Raw genomic sequence first — 16,335 nt, forward strand, 5'->3', positions numbered from 1 at the left:
ACATGAAGGCCCGGCACACGCCGCTGCGGCACCAGCCGATCGCCGATGGGCTGCAGGCCCTGCCGGGCGAATGGGGGCTGGTCGGGAACTACGTGTGGCAGGGCGCCGCGAAGACCGCGGCCCGCTCGATCGAGACCGGGCGGCTGGTCGCCTATCAGCCGGCGGGCTCGTTCGAGGCCCAGGTGCGGATCGGCAGCGAGGGCGACGCGCTGGTGTACGCCCGGTACATCGGCACGGGCGAGGTGGCCGCATGAGCGCCTGGTACGAGGGGCCGCTGGCCGCTGCCGACACGGAGACCACGGGCCTGGACGTCGAGGCGGACCGGGTGGTGACCGCCACGGTGCTGGGTGTCCGTGCCCAGCGCGGGAAGTGGCCGGAGGACGACGAGGGCCGTTGGACGCCGGACCGGCTGTCGTGGCTGGCCGATCCGGGGATCGAGATCCCGGAGGCGGCGGCCCGGGTGCACGGGGTGACGACGGAGGTGGCGCGGGCGAAGGGCTGGCCGGCCGCCAAGGTGGTGCAGGGTCTGGGCGTCGCGTTGGCGGAGCACGTTGCCGCGGGCACGCCGCTGGTGGTGATGAACGCCCCGTACGACCTGAGCCTGATCGACCGTGAGTTCCTGCGCCACGACCTGCCGACGCTGGCCAACCAGGCCGGCTGCGAGCCGCTGGTGATCGACCCGCTGGTCCTGGACCGGCACGTCGACCGGTACCGGCCCGGCCGCCGCAACCTCGGGTCGCTGTGCCTGCACTACGGGGTGCCGCTCACGGCGGCGCACGACGCGACGGCCGACGCCCTCGCCGCGGTGCGCGTCGCGGTGGAGATCGGCCTGCGCTACCCCTCGGTGGGCCGGATGTCTCCGACCGAGCTGCACGCCGCACAGGCCGAGTGGGCGCCGCAGCAGGCCGCCCGGTACGAGGCCTACCGGCAGCGCACCGAACCGGCGTTCACCACGCACCGGCACTGGCCGATCATTCCCCGGCAGGGGGTGACGTCGTGACCCCCGAGGAGCACGGCGACCTCGCCGAGCAGATGCTGCCGTACGCGAGTCGACTCGCCTGTCTGACCCACGGGGACGGCGACGCGGAGGACATCCAGCGCACCATTGCCCGCCTCGACGACACCCAGCGCACCGCACTGATCGTCGTACTGGCATCGATGGTCGACCCGAACGCCCAACTGCAGGACGTCCTCGGCCACGTGACGTGGGACGAGCACGGACGACCCGCGGGAATCCCCCTGCTGCCCGGCACGGTCCGAGCACTGACCCACTTGAAGCGCTGGCCGGAGACGCCAAGCGGCGCGCACGGTGTGCTGGAGGACGAACAACGTCATCAGGCCTGGACGCTGGCGGCGCACGGCGAGTCGCATGCCGAGATCGCGGCTCGTCTCGGTGTGGCCCAGCGGACGGTCACTCGGTGGCTGGCCGAGCGCCGGAAGCGAGTGGCGGCGTGACAGCCCGACGATACCCGGACCCCGCTGTTCAGGCCGAGTCGCACGGTGCCACGCAGACGGCCACTGCGGTGCCCGAGGAGGACCGCCAACGGGCCCGCCGGTACGTCGCCTCCCGCGCCTTGGACGCGGCCGATCTGGTCCTGCTGCTGGACGCCCTCGGCCTCGACCAGCCGGCGCCGTGAGCGCCTGCCGGCAGCCGCTGCCCCGACAGGACGACCAGCCGGCAGGCGAGGACCGCTACTGCGGCCGCACCGCCCGCTGGTACCGGACCGGATGGCGCTGCCCCGACCACACCCCCGCCCGCGAGAACGGGCGCCCCGAACCACCAGACCCCCAGGAGACCAAGCAGTGAGCACCCCGATCCGTGCCGCCGAGTTGGCCGCCAGCCTCACCAGGGCCCTCCCCCACGTCAGCAAGGACACCGAGCTCGACGCCCTGAACGCCGTCCGCATCGAAGCCAGCGGCGGCTACCTCTTCACCATCGCCACCGACCGGTACACCTTCGCCATCAACCGCGTCGAAACCATCGACAACGGACCGTGGGCAGCCCACCTCCGCCGCGATGACGTTCCCGTCGTCGTGGCCTGGCTGGAGCGTCTCAACCCGGGCGCCGTCATCGAGCTCAGCACCGAGGTCATCAACGATGACACCGTCATCGTGCTGCAGTCGCTCGTCGGCTCGATGCGGGTGCCCGACAAGACCTCGCACCGCCAGCACTTCCCGGACTGGCGGAAGCTGGCCCGCGACATCATCCAGCGCGAGCCGGCCGACCCCGGCTTCACCGGGTTCAACAGTCGCTACCTGGCCCGCTTCAAGGGCATCGGCCCGATGCTGCACGCCTGGCAGGACGGCCCGCGCTCGCCGCTGGTGCTGGCCAACGAGGACGGCGACTTCATCGGCTTCGTGATGCCCGTGCACAACGAGAAGAAGACCCGGGACGGCGTCGCCGAGAAGTGGGCGGGCCCGCTCCGCCGGACCGACGCCGTGGTCATGGGCGCCCGGTTCGACCTGACCGCTACGTACGAGGACAGGCACGGCGACCCGTGGCAGTACGCCGGTCGTGACGGGAAGTACGGCGAGCCGCTGATGGACCTGGTCGGCATCGCTGACGACCCGTGGCTGCTCAGCAAGGTCATCGCCGAGTTCGGGCCGCTGAACCAGTCCGACGCCTGACCCACCCACCTCCCGGGGCGGGGCGGCACCGTCCCCCGCCCCGGGACACCAACCACCGACCGCACTACCGGAAGAAGGACACGTGGGCTACGAGCTGCGACGCCAGTTGCGGGAGGCCTTGGGCCCGCAGGTGACTGGCCTTCAGCGCGCCGTGGCCTTGGAGATCGCGGACGACGCCAACGAGGAGACCCGGAAGAGCTGGGCCGCCCTTGAGGACCTGGCGCGGTGGACCGGAGCGAAGGACGCCAGCGTTGTACGGAACGCGCTGAAGCGGCTGGCGGCCGCCGGCTGGGAGTTCCGTATCCCGATCGGCCAGGGCAAGGACGGGCGGGCTCTGTATGCGGTGCCCGGGGTTCGGATGACGTTCCTCGTTCCGTCCTTCGAAGGGGTAGCCGTGGCTCTCCCTTCCGAGTCGAAGGAGGAGCAGGGGCTCTCTCTAGGGGGAGCCGTAGCTACCCCTTCCCCCGCCCAAGGGGGAGCAGGGGCTCACTCAGAAGGAGCCGTGGCTCCTTCAGAAGGTGCCGTGGCTCCCCCCTTCTCCTCATACCCCTCAGCCCCCTCAACAGATAGAGACTCTTCTCCGACCCCCGCGCGGCAGCCCAAGAAGGCCGCCGCCCCGAAGGTCGATCATCACCTCGAAGCGTTCGGCGCCTTCTGGCTCGTCTACCCGAAGAAGAAGGCCCGCGAGGAGGCCAAGCGCGCCTGGTGCCAAGCCATCGAGCGCGGTGCCAACCCGCAGTGCATCGTCAGCGCGGCCACCACCTACGCCCGCGAACGCGTCAACGAGGACCCGAAGTACACCAAGTACCCGGCGACCTGGCTGAACAAGGGCTGCTACGACGACGAGCCCGATGCTCCGGCTGGCCAGCGTCCTCCGCTCCGCGCGGTCGCCGGCGGCTGGCAGCCCTACACCAACCCGAGCGACCACTCCGTGTACGAGAACGGATTCTGACCATGGCTGAGCCCTGGCTCATCAGCAACGCCGAAACCCTCACCCGCCTCGCCGAGATCCTCGCCGCCCGCGGCATCAAGCCCCCCACCGACCAGGAGATCGACGGCTACAGCCCCGACGAACCCGGCCACCCCCACTTCCACCGGCAGCAGCGCATCACCGTCGCCCTCTCCCGCTGGACCACCGCCACCCCACCCCGCTACCAGCACGCCGCCGCCACCGACCCCACCGTCATCGCCTGGGCCGCCGACGTCATCGCCAACCCCGACAACGCGTCCAGCCTGCTCATCACCGGCACCACCGGGACCGGGAAGACCTACGAGGCGTTCGGTGCGCTCAAGCTCATCGCCGCCCACGGCCTCAAGGACTACCGGCTCATCGCCACCACTACCGCCGACCTGTACGGCAACCTGCGCCCCACCGGTTCCGCCGGCGCCAGCGAGCAGGGGTTGAAGCGGCTGTGTGAGATCCCGTTGCTGCTGCTCGACGACCTCGGCTCCGCGAAGACCTCGGAGTGGACGGAGGAGATCACCTACCGACTGATCAACCACCGGTACAACCAGTGTCTGCCGACGATCTTCACCAGCAACCTGCCGCCCCGCGCCGCAACCGGCCCCGACCTCACCAGCACCCTCGGCGAGCGCATCGCCTCCCGCTTGGCCGAGATGGTCACCGTCGTGCCGATGGCTGGCGCCGACCGCCGCCGGGCCGCCTGATGGGCGCCCCGATGCCCGCCGGCCTCCGCCACCGCGAGCACCCGCCCGAGTGGGCCATCCCCTGCCCCGTCCCCACCTGCCGCGCCAAGCCCGGCACCCCCTGCCGCAGCCCCCGCGGCCGGCGCCTCACAACCGGCAGCCACCCCAGCCGGCTCGACGCCTGGCGCACCCACCAGCACACCCGCCCTGCCGCCTGACCACCCACCAGGAGACCACCGTGACCCAGCCCATCATGTGCGCCGTCTGCCGCACCGCCATCGAGTGGATCGACTGCCCGACCGGCGGCTGGTGGAGGCACGACCAACACCCCGCCGACGACCACGACGCCTTCCCGCCGTGCGGCGGCCACGACTCGTCGTGCGCCTACGTCGGCGGCATCAGCAGCCGCTGCACCTGCACCCCCGCCGTCCCGTCTGCCTGAGGACCCGCCATGGCCCAGCCCCTGACCGCCGAGCAGTGGAACGACGTTCACCCGGTCGGCACGCCCGTGATCGCCTACCCGCTGCTTCGTCCTGAGTACGCCGCCGAGATCGGCGCGACCGCCAAGACCCTCATCACCCGAACCCGCTCAGTCGCTTGGACGCTCGGCGACGGCGAGCCGGTCGTCCTCGTCGACGGCTACGTCGGCGGCATCTCCCTGGAGCACATCGACCCCGCCCCGGCCGCCGAGATCGTGCACGCCGGCACCGACACCGCCCACGCCCTCGTCCACGCCGCCACCGAGGAGACCACCCGATGACCGCCTACCAGCACCGGCTCCGCCTCCACGGCGGCCGCAACACCCACGCCGCCCGAGCTGTGGCAAGCCGCTTCGAACCGACCTATCTCGTTACCCCTTGCGGTCACACCAGCGGCCGGCGCGACGAGCTCAAGCCCGACGACACCCCCATCACCTGCCCCACCTGCACCCGCCGCATCGCTGCCGAGGAGACCGCCCGATGAGCGACCAGCCCAACGCGCCCCTCGACCTCGACGCCATCAAGGCCCGCGTGCAGGCCGCCACCCCCGGACCGTGGCGGTGGCGAGGCAACACCGAAGCCCGTCACCTCCGCCTCCAGACCCCCCACCGCGGCGGACTCACCGTCATGGACTTCAAGCGCTGGGGCATGCAGGGCGCCCGGCCCCGATTCGCCCGCGACTACGTGATGCACCCCGCCGACGAGATGGTCGAGTACGAGGTCGCGGCCTGGTCCGAGCACATCTACCGCAAGGACGTCGTCGGCATCGACCACCCTGACGCCCAGTTCATCGCTGCCGCCCGCACCGACGTGCCCGCCCTGGTCGCCGAGGTCGAACGCCTCACCGCTGAGCTGGTCGAGATGACCGACCTCCGCGACCGCGCCATCGCCAAGCAGGACGAGCTCCGCGCCGAGCGCTGGCCCGCCCACTTCGGCACCCCGCACGCCAGCATCGGCGACGCCGTCGGGCACGCCATGGCCCACAACGCCCGACTTGCCGCCGCCGTCCGGAACGCCCAGGACGGCCCGCAGCGGCCCGCCTGACGGCCTCACAGCGCGGGACCGGACCCACGGAACCCCGCGCCCACGACAAGCCCCCACACACCCCGCCACGCCACACACGCCACGGAGACCCGCAATGCCCAAGCGCACCGCCCGCCAGGAGATCGAGCGCGCGTTCCACGTCAGCTTCAAGCTCCCCGAGCAGGCCGCCCAGCTCCTCGACGCCTACCGCGCCGAGATCCTCACCGAGGCCGCCGAGATGATCCGCACCACCGCGTCCGCCCGGCTCGACGAGGTCGGCGAGGACGACATCCGCCCGAGCGACTGGGAGCGGCACGGCGAGTGGTACGACGCCGCCGACATCCTCATCGAGGCCGCCGGCGGTGCCCGGTGACCACCACCCCAACGCCGGCCACCCTCCAGCAGCGCATCGCCTTGGGCCTGCTCGCCGCCGCCTACTCCTGTGACGGCACCGACTGCCGCGCCACCGAGGACGAGTGCGAGGCCGCCCACCCGGTTCGCCGGCCCGCACCGTGGCGGTACGTCGTACGGATCGAAGGCAGCCCCGAGGGCTTGGCCGCCGCCGTGCTGGCCGTCGTGCAGCCCGAGCTGGACGCCCGCGACGCCGAGAACAAGCGGCTCCGCATCGCCGCCCAGTCCGCCGCCACCCTGCTCCGCTCCACCCACGACAAGGCCGCCGTCGGACAGCCCCTCGATCTCGACACCCTCCAGCGCGCCGCCACCGCCCTCGACGACGCCGCCCGCGCCACGACCAGCTGACCCCGACGCCCGACGCCCGACGTCGCCCGTGACCGCGGGCGGCCCCACCCCGAGGAGACCACCGTGCCCGACCAGCCCGCCGACCTGCTCACCGCCGCAGCTGAGATCCTCCGTTCCGCCGCCACCGGCGCCATCCACGGCGGCCGCACCACCTGGACGCTCGGCAACACCCTCCGCAACGGAAGCCCCGTCGTTGTCGACGACGCTGCGGCGCCGACCGTCCTCATCGAGACGTGGGCCCAACGGCTGGAAGCCGTGAACGAGTACCTCACCCGCGTGCCGCCCACCGTCGGCCTCGCCGTCGCGAACTGGCTGGAGCGCGAGGCCGAGATCTGGGCCCAGTGCGAAACCACCAAGGCCGAGATTGCGCCGAAGGGGTTCAAGCTCTCGTGGGGCATCAACACCCACGACGAAGCCCTCGCCGTCGCCCGCGCGGTGCTCGGCCAGGACGGCGGCCAGCAATGACCGGCGCCATCATCTGCCCCACCCTCTGCTGGCCCTGCCAGTTCGGCCAGCACTACACCCCGCCCGCCCCGCACCCCTGGGCCGACGACGAGGACCGCGCCCACGCTGCCGCAACCGATCAGCCCGAGCCAACAGGCAACTGCGGCTGCTGGTGCGCCAAGACCGCCGAGCCCACCGCATGACGGTCTCCCCCTGGCTGGTCGTGGCCGGCGCCCTCCTCGGCGCCGGCACCACGGCCACCCTCCTCGCCCTCCACCCCCACCGCCGCGACCACCAGCAGGCCGAACAGCCCGACCCCGTACGCCAAGCCGCCGAGACCAGCGGCCTCATCCCCCAACCCGGAGGCACATCGTGAACGACCGCCACGACCACCGCATGTACCTCAACGACGTCATGGCGCGTGTCGAGCAGCGCCTCAATCTGCAGCTAGCCCCCGAGAAGACCGCAACCCACGGCAGCTGCCCCAGCTGCAGCCGGCGCTACCAGCTCAAGGCCGACGGCACCCTGCGCAAGCACTGGTCCCGTGACGGGATGGGCCGCGGCCTCCCGTTCTCCGAGCCGTGCGCCGGCTCGGGCACGCGTCCCACCGAGGACCCGCAGTGAACGCCGCCTGGATCGCCGCCGGAATCGTCGCCTTCATCGTCCTGCTGTGGGCCGCCATCCTCCTCGGCCACCGCAGCCAGCAGCCCCCGGCCAGCCCCCGCCCGTACGTGCCCCCGCCCATCACTGACGCCTACATCGACGCACAGATCACGGCCCTCGAACGGAACTGGAAGGAGCCGCAACCGTGACCCGCGAGCACGCGCCCCGCCCCGGCGCCACCTGGGAGACCCGCCTCGTTGCCAACGAGGTCGTCGTCACCGCCCCCGAGGGACCGTGGGGCGGCTCAACCCGGGTCACCCCCTGGATCGTCGACGGCCCCCAGGCCGTTCCGCCCCGCCCGAACCGAGCCACCCGCCGGGCCACCGCCCGGGCCGCCAGGAAGGCCAGCCGATGACCTTCAACGCCCAGCCCGGCCAGGCCCTCACCCGCGTCGAGATCGAAGCGCTCGCGCTCGCCGCCGACGGCTACACCAGCGAGCAGACCGCCCGCCGCCTCGGCATCAGCCGCGAAGCCGTCCTCACGCGTACTGCCTCCGCCCGCCGCAAGCTCGGCGCCCGCAGCACCACCCACGCCGTCGTCCTCGCCCACCGCACCGGCCAACTCGACTTCGACTGTGGAGCTGCTGGCATCACCCGGGCACTCGAAGCCGCCGCCCGCCTCGCCGCCGCCCTCGACAGCAACCAGCAGCCCAGCACACCCCGGAGCGCCGCATGATCCCCAGCGCCTACACCCAGGACCTGATCCACCAGCGCGACCGCGCCATCGCCGAACGGAACACCAGCGAGACGGAGTGCGGCCGGCTCCGCCGTCACGTCGCCGAGCTCACCGAACAGCTCGGGTTCACCCGCGAGACACTCCGTCTCTGGGTCGAGCTGTGGACCAGAGACTCCGCTCAACTGCGATACGCCACCGCTGCATGGCAGTCCACCATCGTCGAGGCCCGGCGGCAGGCCGCCCGCGCCGAGCAGGCCGAGGCCCGCATCGCCGCCGTACGGGCGCTCCACCGGCCCATCACCCACCACTCCGTGCTGGAGCACTGCCCCCACGACCAGAGCCACGACCAGGCCTGCATCGTGTGCGGCGACTGCGCACCCTGCCCGACGATCGCCGCCCTCGACGGGGCCACCACCGCGGCCGAGGCCCGACCGTGATCGAGGACTTCGAGACCTGGTGGGACGGGGCCGCCGACGAGGAGCGGCAGGAGTTCCTCGACGGCTGCCTCGACCTCGATGACACCCCCACCTACCCGCCCTGGTGGCGCCGCCCCTGGCCCGTATGGCGCGAGACCGCCGCCGCCGAACCGCTCCCCGACCTCGCCACCTACCAGCTCCGCACCGACGCCTGACCAACCCGACGAGCACCCCCAGGGACAGCACATGAGCACCACCACCCTCACCCCCGGCCAGCTCAAAGCCGCCCGCATCCGCCGCGCCGCTGGCCACCGCGCCACCATCCCCGGCGACCGGGCCGCCGCCCACATCCGGCGCCTACGCCGAGCCGGCATGACCGACGGGCAGATCCGCGCTGCCGCCAAGATCAGCCGCGACACGCTGTACCGGATCATCGCTGGCGCCCCGGTGCTGCGGGCTACGGAGGCGCGGGTCCTCGCGGTCCGGCCCACCCCGGCCGCGGGGCCGACCCGGTCCACCTCCGCTGTCCCGCCGCACGGCACCCGCCGCCGGCTGCAGGGCCTGGTCGTCGCAGGCTGGCCACCGGTTGTTCTCGCCGCCGCGCTGGGCATGCGCCTGCAGCTGGTGCACGAGCTGCTGAACCGGTGCGAGCAGGGCGTCAGCGTCGGGACTGAGGAGCGGGTCCGGCTTCTCACCCGCGAGCTGTGGTCCCGCCGGCCCGAGGCGTGCGGCGTCACCCACACGGCCACGCTGCGGGCCCGGCAGCTGGCCGACCGCCGAGGCTGGCATCCCCTCGCCGTGTGGGACGACGACACCATCGCTCTTGCGGATGCGGTTCCGGAGTACGGGGTCGAGGTGTCGCGGGTGCAGGCCGTGGTCGAGGACACTGCGGAGCTGATGGCCGAGGGCTTGTCCCGGGCGGGCATCGCGAGCCGGCTTCGCATCCAGTGGGACGCGGTGCGGCAGGCGCATCGTCGGGCGGGGGTCGCGACGCCGGAGCCGCGGTGGTGGGAGGAGTGATGCGCCGGTGATGCGGCAGTGATGCGCCGCAGGCCAGGGGGGATGACAACGGCCCCGCCCGAGACGTCGGGCGGGGCCGTGATGCGTGGTGATGCGTCAGGCTGACGGGGGGTCGGCGGTAGGGGTTTTGGCGCTGACGACGGTGCGCTCTCGCAGGGGCGGGACGCCGCCGGCTTTGGCGATCCGGCCGACGTGCTGCCGTTCGTACGGAACGATGCGCGTCACCTCGGACGGGCCGAGGGCGCGGGCCTTGAGCACGTCGACGATGCCCGTGTTGAGGGCGTCGCGTGCGGCTTCGAGTTCAGCTTCGGCGGCGAGGTAGGCAGCACTGAGCTTGGCGAGCCGGTCGCGTGCTGCCTGCTGATCATCAGTGCTGGTCATGCCCCGATGATGCCACGCCTGCCTCCTTCGCTGATAGGTCCGATACTTGCCACCTCGTGATGCATCTTGACGTTGCAACCTCATGATGCAATCATAGAGCCAAGCAGGAACCACCGCTACCGCGAGGGGGAGGAACCCGATGCGCACCACCGCCAACACCCGCCGCCGCAACACCGCCCAGGCCCGCACCACCAGCCGCCACATCCAGTACGCCACCCTCAACGGCTGGCTCCAGGCCGCCCTCGACCGCGGCCAGATCACCCGCACCGGCGACCACCTCGACCGCCTCGGCATCCACCTCCCCGACGGCCAGCAGTCCTGGTACGGCCGCCACGTCGCCAAGGCCCACCGCGACACCACCGGCACCGACGCCCCCCGCGCCTGGGTCCAGCACCGCACCACCAACCGCTGGATCGCCGTGTACGTCTACGCCCCCGACGCCCCGGCCCTGGTCGCCGGCCTCTGGTCCTACAAGGCCACCCGCCCCGCCGCCCAGCGCCTCTACTCGGAGGCCGCGTAGACCAACTTCACCGCGCGCACCACTGGTCGCGTCGTTGCCATCCTCGCCGGGGCCGCCACCGTGCTCGCACCGATCGACCCGGCCGCGATCCGCGCCGCCCGCCGAGCCCTCGACCCGGCCGCCCCGTACGAGCAGGACCCCGCCGTGGCCACCGACCTCGCCACCATCCAGCGCATCACCGCCTGGCTGCCCACCTGGCAGCACCACGGTGCCGCCGACCTGGAGTGGCGGCTGCGCCAGATCGATGCCGCCGAAGACCGCCTCCTCACCGCCCACGGCCACGCCGTCCCCACCAGCGAGCAGCGGCACCAGGCCCGCCGGGCGGCGCACGCCGCCAACGCCGCGATCCAGGCCGCCGCCGACCTGGCTCACCCGGCCGCCGACTGCCCCCGCTGCCGCGCCTGGGAGGACTGCCCGGACGCCGACCGCGCCTACCGTGACGCGCTCCACACCGCCTGGGTCGACCGCTGGACCGTCGCCACCTGACCCGTCCCCAAAGCCGGCCCGGCGGCCGTGATCACCCCGGCCGCCGGGCCCACCAACCACCCGCCCCGCTTCCCCGGAGCACACCCATGACCACCACGTCGCCCCCCGGCCGTTTCGACTGGCCCTTCGCCGTCCGGCCCGCACGCATCGCCTGGCACGCCGCCATGGCCATCGTCCGCCCGGCCGCCGCCGCCATGGCCGGCTGGTCGCTCTACGTCGTCGCCAGGCACTACGGCATGCCCCACTGGCTCGCCTTCTTCTGCGTCGCCGTCTTCGACGGCATCGGCATGGGCTGCCTGTACCAGGCAACCGAGGCCGTACGCGCCGGCCGATCCGCGTTCACCGCGATCATCGCCACCCTGGGCATGGCCAGCATCAGCGTCTACCTCAACATCCAGCACGCACGGATCATCGGCCGCGGCCTGCCCGCCGAGGTCATGTTCGCCACCCCGGCCGTCGGCCTGCTCGTCCTCTCGGCACTCTCGTGGGCCGCCACCCGCGCCAACGCCCGGGCCGAACGCGGCGAGTCCCCGATGCGTCTCCCCACCTACGGACTGTGGGGCTGGGTCCTCGCACCGCAGCAGGCCGCCGAAGCGCTCCAGCAGCGCGCCCGTGCCCACGTGACCAGCGGCGCATCACCCGCGCATCAGCCCGCATCACTGCCCCCGGCCCGCACCGCCGAGGACGTCATCGCCGCCGAGTTCGCCAACATCGGCCCGGCCGCCGCCGTCCAGCGCGTCGCCGCCGCCAACCCCGGCGCCGACGACGCCGAGATCGCCGAGATCCTGGCCACCTACCGCGTCACCCTCAGCGCCGCGCAGGTCGGACTGCTGCTCGAACGGGCCGCCGTGCCCACCGTCCGACTCGACCGGGTACCCAAGCCGCCGAACGTCGACGAACACCCCGCGCTCGACCCGGCCCACGTGATGCGCGGTGATGCGCCCCAGGTCAACGGCATGTCCCTCGCCGGAGCGATCACCACCATGGCCCGCCACCTCGGCGGCCTCGACGCCGACGCAAAGACCGTCGCCCAGCACCTCGCTCTCCAGGGCATGGCCACCGACACCACGTACATCCGCACCGCCCTCTCCCGCGCCCGGAAGACCGAGGAGAAGCTGGCCGCTGAGGCAGCGGCACAGGCCGAGCACGAGCGCGCCGAGTACGAGCGGCGCAACGGCAACGGCGGCTACGCATGACTGCCGCCCTCTGGTGGGCGCTCCCCGCCGTCCTCGCCTTCGCCGGCCTGTACCGCGCGGCCGACCACCCGATCCGCCAGACGCTCCGCCTCGCCGGAGCCGCAGCCCTCTGGGCCACCTGCATCACCCTGATCATCACTTGGAGATAGCCATGGGCCTTTGGTCCAAGCTCACCGGCGGCCAGACCGCCACCACCCCGGCCAGCCGCAGTGCGGGGGAGCAAGCCCGCCGCTCCGCCGAGATCCGCCGCATCGACGCCGGCACCGCAGCCTGGCTCCGGGCCGGCGGCCGCGGCCCCCGAAAGGGGAGCTGACCGTGACCACCATCCCGCCCCCGCCCACCTACCGGCCGGCCGTCGGCCCGCCCCCGGCCACCATCAATCCGCCCCTCGACATCGAGCCGGTCGAGGACAACGAGCCCGAGACCGAGCAGGACGACGACCGGGCCGCGCTGCTCGCCTTCGCCGACCGCCTCGGAGCGCTCATCGCCGAGACCCCCGAGGAACGCCGCGAACGCCAGCACGCCGAACGTGAGGCCCAGTTCGAAGCGGCAGGGGAGACCCCCGACCAACGCAAAGCCCGTCACAAGGCCGAAGCCCGGGAGGCCAAGCGCAAGGAAGCACGTGCCAGGCAGAAGGCCACAGCTGGCCCCAGCGGCCGCACCCGACGCTTCCGCCGCTGGTGCATCCTCACCGCCATCTCCGCCTCAGCCGGATACGCGCTCAGCCTGCCCCAGGCTCTCGCCGCTGGCGGGACTGGTGTCGCTCTGCTTGCATCCGGCGCCGGATGGGCCCTCGACCTGCGCCTCCGAGGCTGGGGCCGCATCCGGATCAGCGAGATCCGCCACCCGCTCGGCATCGCCGTGCTGGTCGTCTGCCGGATCCCGGTCGCCTCCGGCCTCGTCGCCGCCCTATCCATCCTCCCCACCACCTGAGAGAAGGCACCTCATGGACGGGATCATCGCGCTCGGCAGCGGCGGCGCCGCCGCCATCGGCAGCTTCACCCTCCTCGTCGGCGTCAGAGGTAAGAACAAGATCAAGATCGAGAAGGAGCACGTGCCCTACTGGGCTTACGGCATCGGCCTCGTGAGCGCCGGCACCGGGGCGGCGTTCAGCAACCTCGGGACCATCGGCACCCAGTTCACCCAGGCGTTCCAGCAGACGAACGGGCTGGGCGACTGGAAGACCGGCGCCACCGCCGCGTTCCTGACCATCGGCGTGTTCGGCCTCAAGGCCCGCCCCTGGAAGGACGCCCTGTTCGGAGCCATCGCACCGTCCGTCTTCACCGCGGCAGGCGGACTCTGGATGCTGCCGGTCACCCTGCCCACCGGCCTCCTCAAGGCCGTGGTGGGTGCCTGATGCTTCGCCACGCCATCGCCAACGCGGCCGTTCCAGTCCGGGCCATCATCGCCGGCAGCCCGGTCCTGGCCGCCCGCCTCTGGGCCCCTGCGGGCGCACGCCTGGACCAGGCATCCCAGGAGCGGGAGGCCATCGCCAAGGCGATCGCTGAGACCCGCGCCGCCGAGCTCGCCAAGCTCACCGACGAGAAGGCCATCGCTGAACGGAAGGCTGCCCACGCCAAGGCCGACAGGGCCGCTCGCGCGGAGAAGCGCGACCAGGCCGCCGACGTCGTTGTTGGCGCCTCCCTGGTCGCTGTCGTCGCAGGCCCCGTCTCCTGGGCGCTGGTCGGGCCGTGGGTGCCAGTGGCCACCTGGTCCGGCATTGGCGTGTGGTGCATCGCCGCGATGATGCACGCCCCCAGAGCCGACGAGACGGCCCCCAAAGTCGAGCCCGCCGAGCCCGCGGCCCCGGCCGCCGCCGGCGAGCCGGACGACACCGACGAGTGGATCCAGGACTCGCCCCCCGAGGCCGTCCTGTGGGCCCTCATCCGGCACACCGCGGCACTCACCCGACAGGGCACCGCTGCCCACCTCCAAGCGGTGCTGGAGGAGGGGCAGCGGCGGGGGGAATTCGGGGACTGGACGGTGGCCGATCTGACCGAGGAGCTCGCCTCATACGGGGTGCCCGTCGTGGGGCAGAAGAAGCTCACCGTCGAGGGCCGCAACCTCAACCGGAGCGCGGTCCTCCTGGCCGCCCTCCCCGAGGCTGACTCCGCGCCCGTCCCAGCCATCCGCCAGCCCGTACCGACGGCGGCCGCCCAGAGCGCCGCGTGACCCCCCTTCCCCGCGGCGTCCGCGCCCCGCCCCAGGGCGACCGGTAGGCGGTAGGAACCGCAGGTCAGAGCATGCCTACCTACCTCCCTACCGGCCCCCTACCCGACCAGCTACCGGCCCCGCCTACCCTCCCAGGAGAGCCCTCGTGATCACCACCGAGACCGTCAGCACCCACGGCACCGTCACCGTCGAGAGCACTGACGACGACCAGACCGGCAACTCCGCCATCAGCTGGCGCTGCACCTGCGGCACCCACAGCGAACCCGCCGTCTTCACCTACGAGACGTGGCCCCAGCGTGACACCGGCATCCACCTCGTCCAGCGCGAAGCCGCCAACCACGCCAACTCCTGCACACCCGCCCGATAGCTCCTGAGAGGACCACCGAAGTGACCACCATCGAGCAGCTCGCCGACGCCGAAGCTCGGCTCACCGAACTGCAGCTCGCGTTCGTCGACGCCGCGGACGACCCGAACGACCGCCGCCGCATCGCCACCCAACTCCGCGAGACCCGCGACGAGATCACCCGCCTGTACGAGCTCCTGCCCGCCTGACCTCGCCCCGGGGCGGCCGTGAAGCCTGCCAGCACGCCGGCCGCCCCGGGCCCTCCACCCACCGCACCAGCAGTAGAGGAGACCGCCATCATGGCGTACGCCGACGGAACCCAGCCCCAGCCCCAGCAGCCCGAGCCGCGCGTCGAGGAACGCGGGCCCGGCATCAGCGTCTGGCTCACCCCCGCACCCGACCCGCAGCCCGCCCCCAGCCAGTGACCAACCCGCCCGCCCCAGGTCCTACCCGGGGCGGGCGGTCCTGCGAGAGGATGAAGCATGACCACCAGCAACTACGAGGCACCGCCCGGCAAGGTGGCCCTCAGGACCGTCATCGAGATCAACGGTAAGCGGCTCGCGGCGCAGACCTTCGCCGAGGCTGAAGCGTGGGACCGGGACGAGCAGTACCGGGAGTACATGAAGGCCGACCTGCTGAGGCAGCTCGGCGAGGCCATCGTCAAGAAGCTCAACCCCGAGATCACGGCCACCTTGCCGCCGCCCACCCTGCACGAGGCGCTCACCGAAGCCCTCCGGCCGTTCGACTACCCGAATGAGTACTGAGCCGTGACCGCTGACCTGGTGGCGTTCCTCCGTGCCCGCCTCGACGAGGACGAGGAGGCAGCCCGGGCCGCTGCCGAACCGGAGTCGTGGGTCCAGATAAACCGGGACCTTATGCCGTCATGGAGCCTGCAGTGGTGGGCAGATCCGGACGTTGTGGCTGTCGTCGCGGATGAAACAAGCGCCCACCCGGTGGCCATCACACCCGACGGCATGGAGGAGCGCGATGCGGAGGCACGGGCCGCTCACATCGCCCGCCACGACCCGGCGCGGGTACTGGCCGAGGTCGACGCCAAGCGGCGCATCCTCAGCCGGTACACCTCCGCCGTCGAGGACTCAGCCGAGGACGCCGAGGGCTACTACGACGAGAACCGGGCCGAGGATGCTCGACAGCTGCGGCCGGTCCTCCGCCTGCTCGCGCTGCCGTACGCCGGCCACCCCGGCTACCGGCCCGAGTGGGCACCCGGGGCTTGACCAAAGCCTCCCCACGCCCCAGGCGTCTCCGGCAGGATGGCCGCCACCATCCAGCTGAGGAGACCCCCGTGGAGCCCTGGCACATCGTCGTCCTGTTCCTGCTCGCCCTGGCCGCGGTAACCGTCGGCATCGTCGCCGCCGTCCGAGCCGGCCGCCGCAAGTAGCTGTCCCACCCCTGCGCCACTCTGCCTTCGGGGTCACGGCGGCCCGCCCCTCCCCCCGAGCGGGCCGCCAACCCCAACGGTTGG

General features: G+C 72.5%; 39 protein-coding genes. 38 read left to right on the forward strand and 1 reads right to left on the reverse strand.

Annotation, left to right across the window (positions count from 1 at the left end):
• Positions 1 to 2: 2 nt before the first annotated feature.
• The 25 genes from MCM47_RS03285 (at position 3) to MCM47_RS03405 (ending at position 9,754) form a co-directional block, all read left to right on the forward strand.
• A complete protein-coding gene (locus MCM47_RS03285) occupies positions 3 to 254 on the forward strand; it encodes a hypothetical protein (protein ID WP_238740756.1) in 252 nt (83 codons plus the stop codon).
• Positions 251 to 1,000, forward strand: a complete 750-nt coding sequence (locus MCM47_RS03290) for an exonuclease domain-containing protein (protein WP_238740758.1) — start codon at positions 251 to 253, stop codon at positions 998 to 1,000. Before MCM47_RS03285 ends, MCM47_RS03290 begins: the two co-directional genes overlap by 4 nt.
• A complete protein-coding gene (locus MCM47_RS43130; RefSeq protein ID WP_238740760.1) occupies positions 997 to 1,455 on the forward strand; it encodes a helix-turn-helix domain-containing protein in 459 nt (152 codons plus the stop codon). Before MCM47_RS03290 ends, MCM47_RS43130 begins: the two co-directional genes overlap by 4 nt.
• Complete coding sequence (locus MCM47_RS03300; protein WP_238740762.1) at positions 1,452 to 1,637, forward strand: hypothetical protein; 186 nt, start codon at positions 1,452 to 1,454, stop codon at positions 1,635 to 1,637. Before MCM47_RS43130 ends, MCM47_RS03300 begins: the two co-directional genes overlap by 4 nt.
• A complete protein-coding gene (locus MCM47_RS03305; protein ID WP_238740764.1) occupies positions 1,634 to 1,807 on the forward strand; it encodes a hypothetical protein in 174 nt (57 codons plus the stop codon). The genes MCM47_RS03300 and MCM47_RS03305 overlap by 4 nt, the downstream gene beginning before the upstream one ends.
• Positions 1,804 to 2,628 (forward strand): phiSA1p31-related protein, encoded by an 825-nt coding sequence (locus tag MCM47_RS43135; RefSeq protein ID WP_238740766.1) that lies wholly within the window; start codon positions 1,804 to 1,806, stop codon positions 2,626 to 2,628. Before MCM47_RS03305 ends, MCM47_RS43135 begins: the two co-directional genes overlap by 4 nt.
• A 523-nt stretch (positions 2,629 to 3,151) precedes the next feature.
• Positions 3,152 to 3,580 (forward strand): hypothetical protein, encoded by a 429-nt coding sequence (locus MCM47_RS03315; protein WP_238740768.1) that lies wholly within the window; start codon positions 3,152 to 3,154, stop codon positions 3,578 to 3,580.
• A gap of 2 nt (positions 3,581 to 3,582) precedes the next feature.
• Positions 3,583 to 4,296: an ATP-binding protein gene (locus MCM47_RS03320; protein WP_238740770.1), complete on the forward strand. Its 714-nt coding sequence runs from the start codon at positions 3,583 to 3,585 to the stop codon at positions 4,294 to 4,296.
• A gap of 11 nt (positions 4,297 to 4,307) precedes the next feature.
• The gene (locus MCM47_RS03325) at positions 4,308 to 4,493 is read left to right on the forward strand and encodes a hypothetical protein (protein WP_238740772.1); all 186 of its coding nucleotides are present in this window, start codon (positions 4,308 to 4,310) and stop codon (positions 4,491 to 4,493) included.
• Between the two features lie 20 nt (positions 4,494 to 4,513).
• Positions 4,514 to 4,717, forward strand: coding sequence for a hypothetical protein (locus MCM47_RS03330; RefSeq protein ID WP_238740774.1), 204 nt, complete (start codon positions 4,514 to 4,516; stop codon positions 4,715 to 4,717).
• A 9-nt stretch (positions 4,718 to 4,726) separates the two neighbouring features.
• Positions 4,727 to 5,035 carry a hypothetical protein gene (locus MCM47_RS03335; RefSeq protein ID WP_238740776.1) on the forward strand — a complete coding sequence of 103 codons (309 nt, stop codon included), beginning with the start codon at positions 4,727 to 4,729 and terminating at the stop codon, positions 5,033 to 5,035.
• Positions 5,032 to 5,238, forward strand: a complete 207-nt coding sequence (locus MCM47_RS03340) for a hypothetical protein (RefSeq protein ID WP_238740778.1) — start codon at positions 5,032 to 5,034, stop codon at positions 5,236 to 5,238. The genes MCM47_RS03335 and MCM47_RS03340 overlap by 4 nt, the downstream gene beginning before the upstream one ends.
• Positions 5,235 to 5,798, forward strand: a complete 564-nt coding sequence (locus MCM47_RS03345; protein WP_238740780.1) for a hypothetical protein — start codon at positions 5,235 to 5,237, stop codon at positions 5,796 to 5,798. Before MCM47_RS03340 ends, MCM47_RS03345 begins: the two co-directional genes overlap by 4 nt.
• A 94-nt stretch (positions 5,799 to 5,892) precedes the next feature.
• The gene (locus MCM47_RS03350; protein ID WP_238740782.1) at positions 5,893 to 6,150 is read left to right on the forward strand and encodes a hypothetical protein; all 258 of its coding nucleotides are present in this window, start codon (positions 5,893 to 5,895) and stop codon (positions 6,148 to 6,150) included.
• Positions 6,147 to 6,536, forward strand: coding sequence for a hypothetical protein (locus tag MCM47_RS03355; RefSeq protein WP_238740783.1), 390 nt, complete (start codon positions 6,147 to 6,149; stop codon positions 6,534 to 6,536). Before MCM47_RS03350 ends, MCM47_RS03355 begins: the two co-directional genes overlap by 4 nt.
• A 63-nt stretch (positions 6,537 to 6,599) precedes the next feature.
• The gene (locus MCM47_RS03360) at positions 6,600 to 7,001 is read left to right on the forward strand and encodes a hypothetical protein (protein ID WP_238740785.1); all 402 of its coding nucleotides are present in this window, start codon (positions 6,600 to 6,602) and stop codon (positions 6,999 to 7,001) included.
• Positions 6,998 to 7,183: a hypothetical protein gene (locus MCM47_RS03365; RefSeq protein ID WP_238740787.1), complete on the forward strand. Its 186-nt coding sequence runs from the start codon at positions 6,998 to 7,000 to the stop codon at positions 7,181 to 7,183. The genes MCM47_RS03360 and MCM47_RS03365 overlap by 4 nt, the downstream gene beginning before the upstream one ends.
• Complete coding sequence (locus tag MCM47_RS03370) at positions 7,180 to 7,356, forward strand: hypothetical protein (protein WP_238740789.1); 177 nt, start codon at positions 7,180 to 7,182, stop codon at positions 7,354 to 7,356. The genes MCM47_RS03365 and MCM47_RS03370 overlap by 4 nt, the downstream gene beginning before the upstream one ends.
• On the forward strand, positions 7,353 to 7,604 hold the full coding sequence (locus MCM47_RS03375) for a hypothetical protein (RefSeq protein ID WP_238740790.1): 252 nt from the start codon (positions 7,353 to 7,355) through the stop codon (positions 7,602 to 7,604). The genes MCM47_RS03370 and MCM47_RS03375 overlap by 4 nt, the downstream gene beginning before the upstream one ends.
• On the forward strand, positions 7,601 to 7,792 hold the full coding sequence (locus MCM47_RS03380) for a hypothetical protein (RefSeq protein WP_238740792.1): 192 nt from the start codon (positions 7,601 to 7,603) through the stop codon (positions 7,790 to 7,792). Before MCM47_RS03375 ends, MCM47_RS03380 begins: the two co-directional genes overlap by 4 nt.
• The gene (locus MCM47_RS03385; RefSeq protein ID WP_238740794.1) at positions 7,789 to 7,998 is read left to right on the forward strand and encodes a hypothetical protein; all 210 of its coding nucleotides are present in this window, start codon (positions 7,789 to 7,791) and stop codon (positions 7,996 to 7,998) included. The genes MCM47_RS03380 and MCM47_RS03385 overlap by 4 nt, the downstream gene beginning before the upstream one ends.
• On the forward strand, positions 7,995 to 8,318 hold the full coding sequence (locus tag MCM47_RS03390; RefSeq protein ID WP_238740796.1) for a helix-turn-helix domain-containing protein: 324 nt from the start codon (positions 7,995 to 7,997) through the stop codon (positions 8,316 to 8,318). Before MCM47_RS03385 ends, MCM47_RS03390 begins: the two co-directional genes overlap by 4 nt.
• Positions 8,315 to 8,755: a hypothetical protein gene (locus MCM47_RS03395; protein ID WP_238740798.1), complete on the forward strand. Its 441-nt coding sequence runs from the start codon at positions 8,315 to 8,317 to the stop codon at positions 8,753 to 8,755. Before MCM47_RS03390 ends, MCM47_RS03395 begins: the two co-directional genes overlap by 4 nt.
• A complete protein-coding gene (locus MCM47_RS03400; protein WP_238740800.1) occupies positions 8,752 to 8,949 on the forward strand; it encodes a hypothetical protein in 198 nt (65 codons plus the stop codon). Before MCM47_RS03395 ends, MCM47_RS03400 begins: the two co-directional genes overlap by 4 nt.
• A 31-nt stretch (positions 8,950 to 8,980) precedes the next feature.
• Positions 8,981 to 9,754: a hypothetical protein gene (locus MCM47_RS03405; protein WP_238740802.1), complete on the forward strand. Its 774-nt coding sequence runs from the start codon at positions 8,981 to 8,983 to the stop codon at positions 9,752 to 9,754.
• Between the two features lie 96 nt (positions 9,755 to 9,850).
• On the opposite strand, the gene MCM47_RS03410 is transcribed toward MCM47_RS03405, so the two are convergent.
• Entirely contained in the window at positions 9,851 to 10,135 is a 285-nt protein-coding gene (locus tag MCM47_RS03410; protein ID WP_238740804.1) for a hypothetical protein, read from the reverse strand.
• A 139-nt stretch (positions 10,136 to 10,274) separates the two neighbouring features.
• On the opposite strand from MCM47_RS03410, the gene MCM47_RS03415 reads away from it, so the two are divergent.
• The 13 genes from MCM47_RS03415 to MCM47_RS03470 all read left to right on the forward strand — a co-directional run bounded on the left by MCM47_RS03415 (position 10,275) and on the right by MCM47_RS03470 (position 16,087).
• Positions 10,275 to 10,655 carry a hypothetical protein gene (locus MCM47_RS03415; RefSeq protein ID WP_238740806.1) on the forward strand — a complete coding sequence of 127 codons (381 nt, stop codon included), beginning with the start codon at positions 10,275 to 10,277 and terminating at the stop codon, positions 10,653 to 10,655.
• Positions 10,656 to 10,715: 60 nt separating this feature from the next.
• Positions 10,716 to 11,141 (forward strand): hypothetical protein, encoded by a 426-nt coding sequence (locus MCM47_RS03420; RefSeq protein ID WP_238740808.1) that lies wholly within the window; start codon positions 10,716 to 10,718, stop codon positions 11,139 to 11,141.
• Between the two features lie 86 nt (positions 11,142 to 11,227).
• The gene (locus MCM47_RS03425; protein ID WP_238740810.1) at positions 11,228 to 12,337 is read left to right on the forward strand and encodes a hypothetical protein; all 1,110 of its coding nucleotides are present in this window, start codon (positions 11,228 to 11,230) and stop codon (positions 12,335 to 12,337) included.
• Positions 12,334 to 12,486, forward strand: a complete 153-nt coding sequence (locus tag MCM47_RS03430; protein ID WP_238740812.1) for a hypothetical protein — start codon at positions 12,334 to 12,336, stop codon at positions 12,484 to 12,486. Before MCM47_RS03425 ends, MCM47_RS03430 begins: the two co-directional genes overlap by 4 nt.
• 2 nt (positions 12,487 to 12,488) lie before the next feature.
• Positions 12,489 to 12,650, forward strand: a complete 162-nt coding sequence (locus tag MCM47_RS03435; RefSeq protein ID WP_238740814.1) for a hypothetical protein — start codon at positions 12,489 to 12,491, stop codon at positions 12,648 to 12,650.
• Between the two features lie 2 nt (positions 12,651 to 12,652).
• A complete protein-coding gene (locus MCM47_RS03440; protein ID WP_238740816.1) occupies positions 12,653 to 13,270 on the forward strand; it encodes a hypothetical protein in 618 nt (205 codons plus the stop codon).
• A 13-nt stretch (positions 13,271 to 13,283) separates the two neighbouring features.
• Complete coding sequence (locus tag MCM47_RS03445; protein ID WP_238740818.1) at positions 13,284 to 13,694, forward strand: hypothetical protein; 411 nt, start codon at positions 13,284 to 13,286, stop codon at positions 13,692 to 13,694.
• Positions 13,694 to 14,509 carry a hypothetical protein gene (locus MCM47_RS03450; RefSeq protein WP_238740820.1) on the forward strand — a complete coding sequence of 272 codons (816 nt, stop codon included), beginning with the start codon at positions 13,694 to 13,696 and terminating at the stop codon, positions 14,507 to 14,509. Before MCM47_RS03445 ends, MCM47_RS03450 begins: the two co-directional genes overlap by 1 nt.
• Before the next feature lie 145 nt (positions 14,510 to 14,654).
• Entirely contained in the window at positions 14,655 to 14,876 is a 222-nt protein-coding gene (locus tag MCM47_RS03455; RefSeq protein WP_238740822.1) for a hypothetical protein, read from the forward strand.
• A 20-nt stretch (positions 14,877 to 14,896) separates the two neighbouring features.
• Positions 14,897 to 15,061, forward strand: coding sequence for a hypothetical protein (locus MCM47_RS03460; protein ID WP_238740823.1), 165 nt, complete (start codon positions 14,897 to 14,899; stop codon positions 15,059 to 15,061).
• Positions 15,062 to 15,151: 90 nt separating this feature from the next.
• Positions 15,152 to 15,277 carry a hypothetical protein gene (locus MCM47_RS41570; RefSeq protein WP_255751579.1) on the forward strand — a complete coding sequence of 42 codons (126 nt, stop codon included), beginning with the start codon at positions 15,152 to 15,154 and terminating at the stop codon, positions 15,275 to 15,277.
• 57 nt (positions 15,278 to 15,334) lie between these two features.
• Positions 15,335 to 15,616, forward strand: a complete 282-nt coding sequence (locus MCM47_RS03465; RefSeq protein WP_238740824.1) for a hypothetical protein — start codon at positions 15,335 to 15,337, stop codon at positions 15,614 to 15,616.
• A gap of 18 nt (positions 15,617 to 15,634) precedes the next feature.
• Complete coding sequence (locus MCM47_RS03470) at positions 15,635 to 16,087, forward strand: DUF6221 family protein (protein ID WP_238741501.1); 453 nt, start codon at positions 15,635 to 15,637, stop codon at positions 16,085 to 16,087.
• The last annotated feature ends 248 nt before the right edge of the window (positions 16,088 to 16,335 follow it).

This window comes from Kitasatospora sp. A2-31, from assembly GCF_022288725.1.
In the GTDB taxonomy this organism is placed as follows: Bacteria; Actinomycetota; Actinomycetes; order Streptomycetales; family Streptomycetaceae; genus Kitasatospora.

Bases quoted from the DNA above. Each gene is read 5' to 3' on its own strand.
- MCM47_RS03285 (WP_238740756.1), top strand. From the start codon at position 3: ATGAAGGCCCGGCACACGCCGCTGCGGCACCAGCCGATCGCCGATGGG.
- MCM47_RS03290 (WP_238740758.1), top strand. From the start codon at position 251: ATGAGCGCCTGGTACGAGGGGCCGCTGGCCGCTGCCGACACGGAGACC.
- MCM47_RS03320 (WP_238740770.1), top strand. From the start codon at position 3,583: ATGGCTGAGCCCTGGCTCATCAGCAACGCCGAAACCCTCACCCGCCTC.
- MCM47_RS03325 (WP_238740772.1), top strand. From the start codon at position 4,308: ATGCCCGCCGGCCTCCGCCACCGCGAGCACCCGCCCGAGTGGGCCATC.
- MCM47_RS03335 (WP_238740776.1), top strand. From the start codon at position 4,727: ATGGCCCAGCCCCTGACCGCCGAGCAGTGGAACGACGTTCACCCGGTC.
- MCM47_RS03340 (WP_238740778.1), top strand. From the start codon at position 5,032: ATGACCGCCTACCAGCACCGGCTCCGCCTCCACGGCGGCCGCAACACC.
- MCM47_RS03345 (WP_238740780.1), top strand. From the start codon at position 5,235: ATGAGCGACCAGCCCAACGCGCCCCTCGACCTCGACGCCATCAAGGCC.
- MCM47_RS03350 (WP_238740782.1), top strand. From the start codon at position 5,893: ATGCCCAAGCGCACCGCCCGCCAGGAGATCGAGCGCGCGTTCCACGTC.
- MCM47_RS03365 (WP_238740787.1), top strand. From the start codon at position 6,998: ATGACCGGCGCCATCATCTGCCCCACCCTCTGCTGGCCCTGCCAGTTC.
- MCM47_RS03370 (WP_238740789.1), top strand. From the start codon at position 7,180: ATGACGGTCTCCCCCTGGCTGGTCGTGGCCGGCGCCCTCCTCGGCGCC.
- MCM47_RS03390 (WP_238740796.1), top strand. From the start codon at position 7,995: ATGACCTTCAACGCCCAGCCCGGCCAGGCCCTCACCCGCGTCGAGATC.
- MCM47_RS03395 (WP_238740798.1), top strand. From the start codon at position 8,315: ATGATCCCCAGCGCCTACACCCAGGACCTGATCCACCAGCGCGACCGC.
- MCM47_RS03405 (WP_238740802.1), top strand. From the start codon at position 8,981: ATGAGCACCACCACCCTCACCCCCGGCCAGCTCAAAGCCGCCCGCATC.
- MCM47_RS03410 (WP_238740804.1), bottom strand. From the start codon at position 10,135: ATGACCAGCACTGATGATCAGCAGGCAGCACGCGACCGGCTCGCCAAG.
- MCM47_RS03415 (WP_238740806.1), top strand. From the start codon at position 10,275: ATGCGCACCACCGCCAACACCCGCCGCCGCAACACCGCCCAGGCCCGC.
- MCM47_RS03425 (WP_238740810.1), top strand. From the start codon at position 11,228: ATGACCACCACGTCGCCCCCCGGCCGTTTCGACTGGCCCTTCGCCGTC.
- MCM47_RS03430 (WP_238740812.1), top strand. From the start codon at position 12,334: ATGACTGCCGCCCTCTGGTGGGCGCTCCCCGCCGTCCTCGCCTTCGCC.
- MCM47_RS03435 (WP_238740814.1), top strand. From the start codon at position 12,489: ATGGGCCTTTGGTCCAAGCTCACCGGCGGCCAGACCGCCACCACCCCG.
- MCM47_RS03445 (WP_238740818.1), top strand. From the start codon at position 13,284: ATGGACGGGATCATCGCGCTCGGCAGCGGCGGCGCCGCCGCCATCGGC.
- MCM47_RS03450 (WP_238740820.1), top strand. From the start codon at position 13,694: ATGCTTCGCCACGCCATCGCCAACGCGGCCGTTCCAGTCCGGGCCATC.
- MCM47_RS41570 (WP_255751579.1), top strand. From the start codon at position 15,152: ATGGCGTACGCCGACGGAACCCAGCCCCAGCCCCAGCAGCCCGAGCCG.
- MCM47_RS03465 (WP_238740824.1), top strand. From the start codon at position 15,335: ATGACCACCAGCAACTACGAGGCACCGCCCGGCAAGGTGGCCCTCAGG.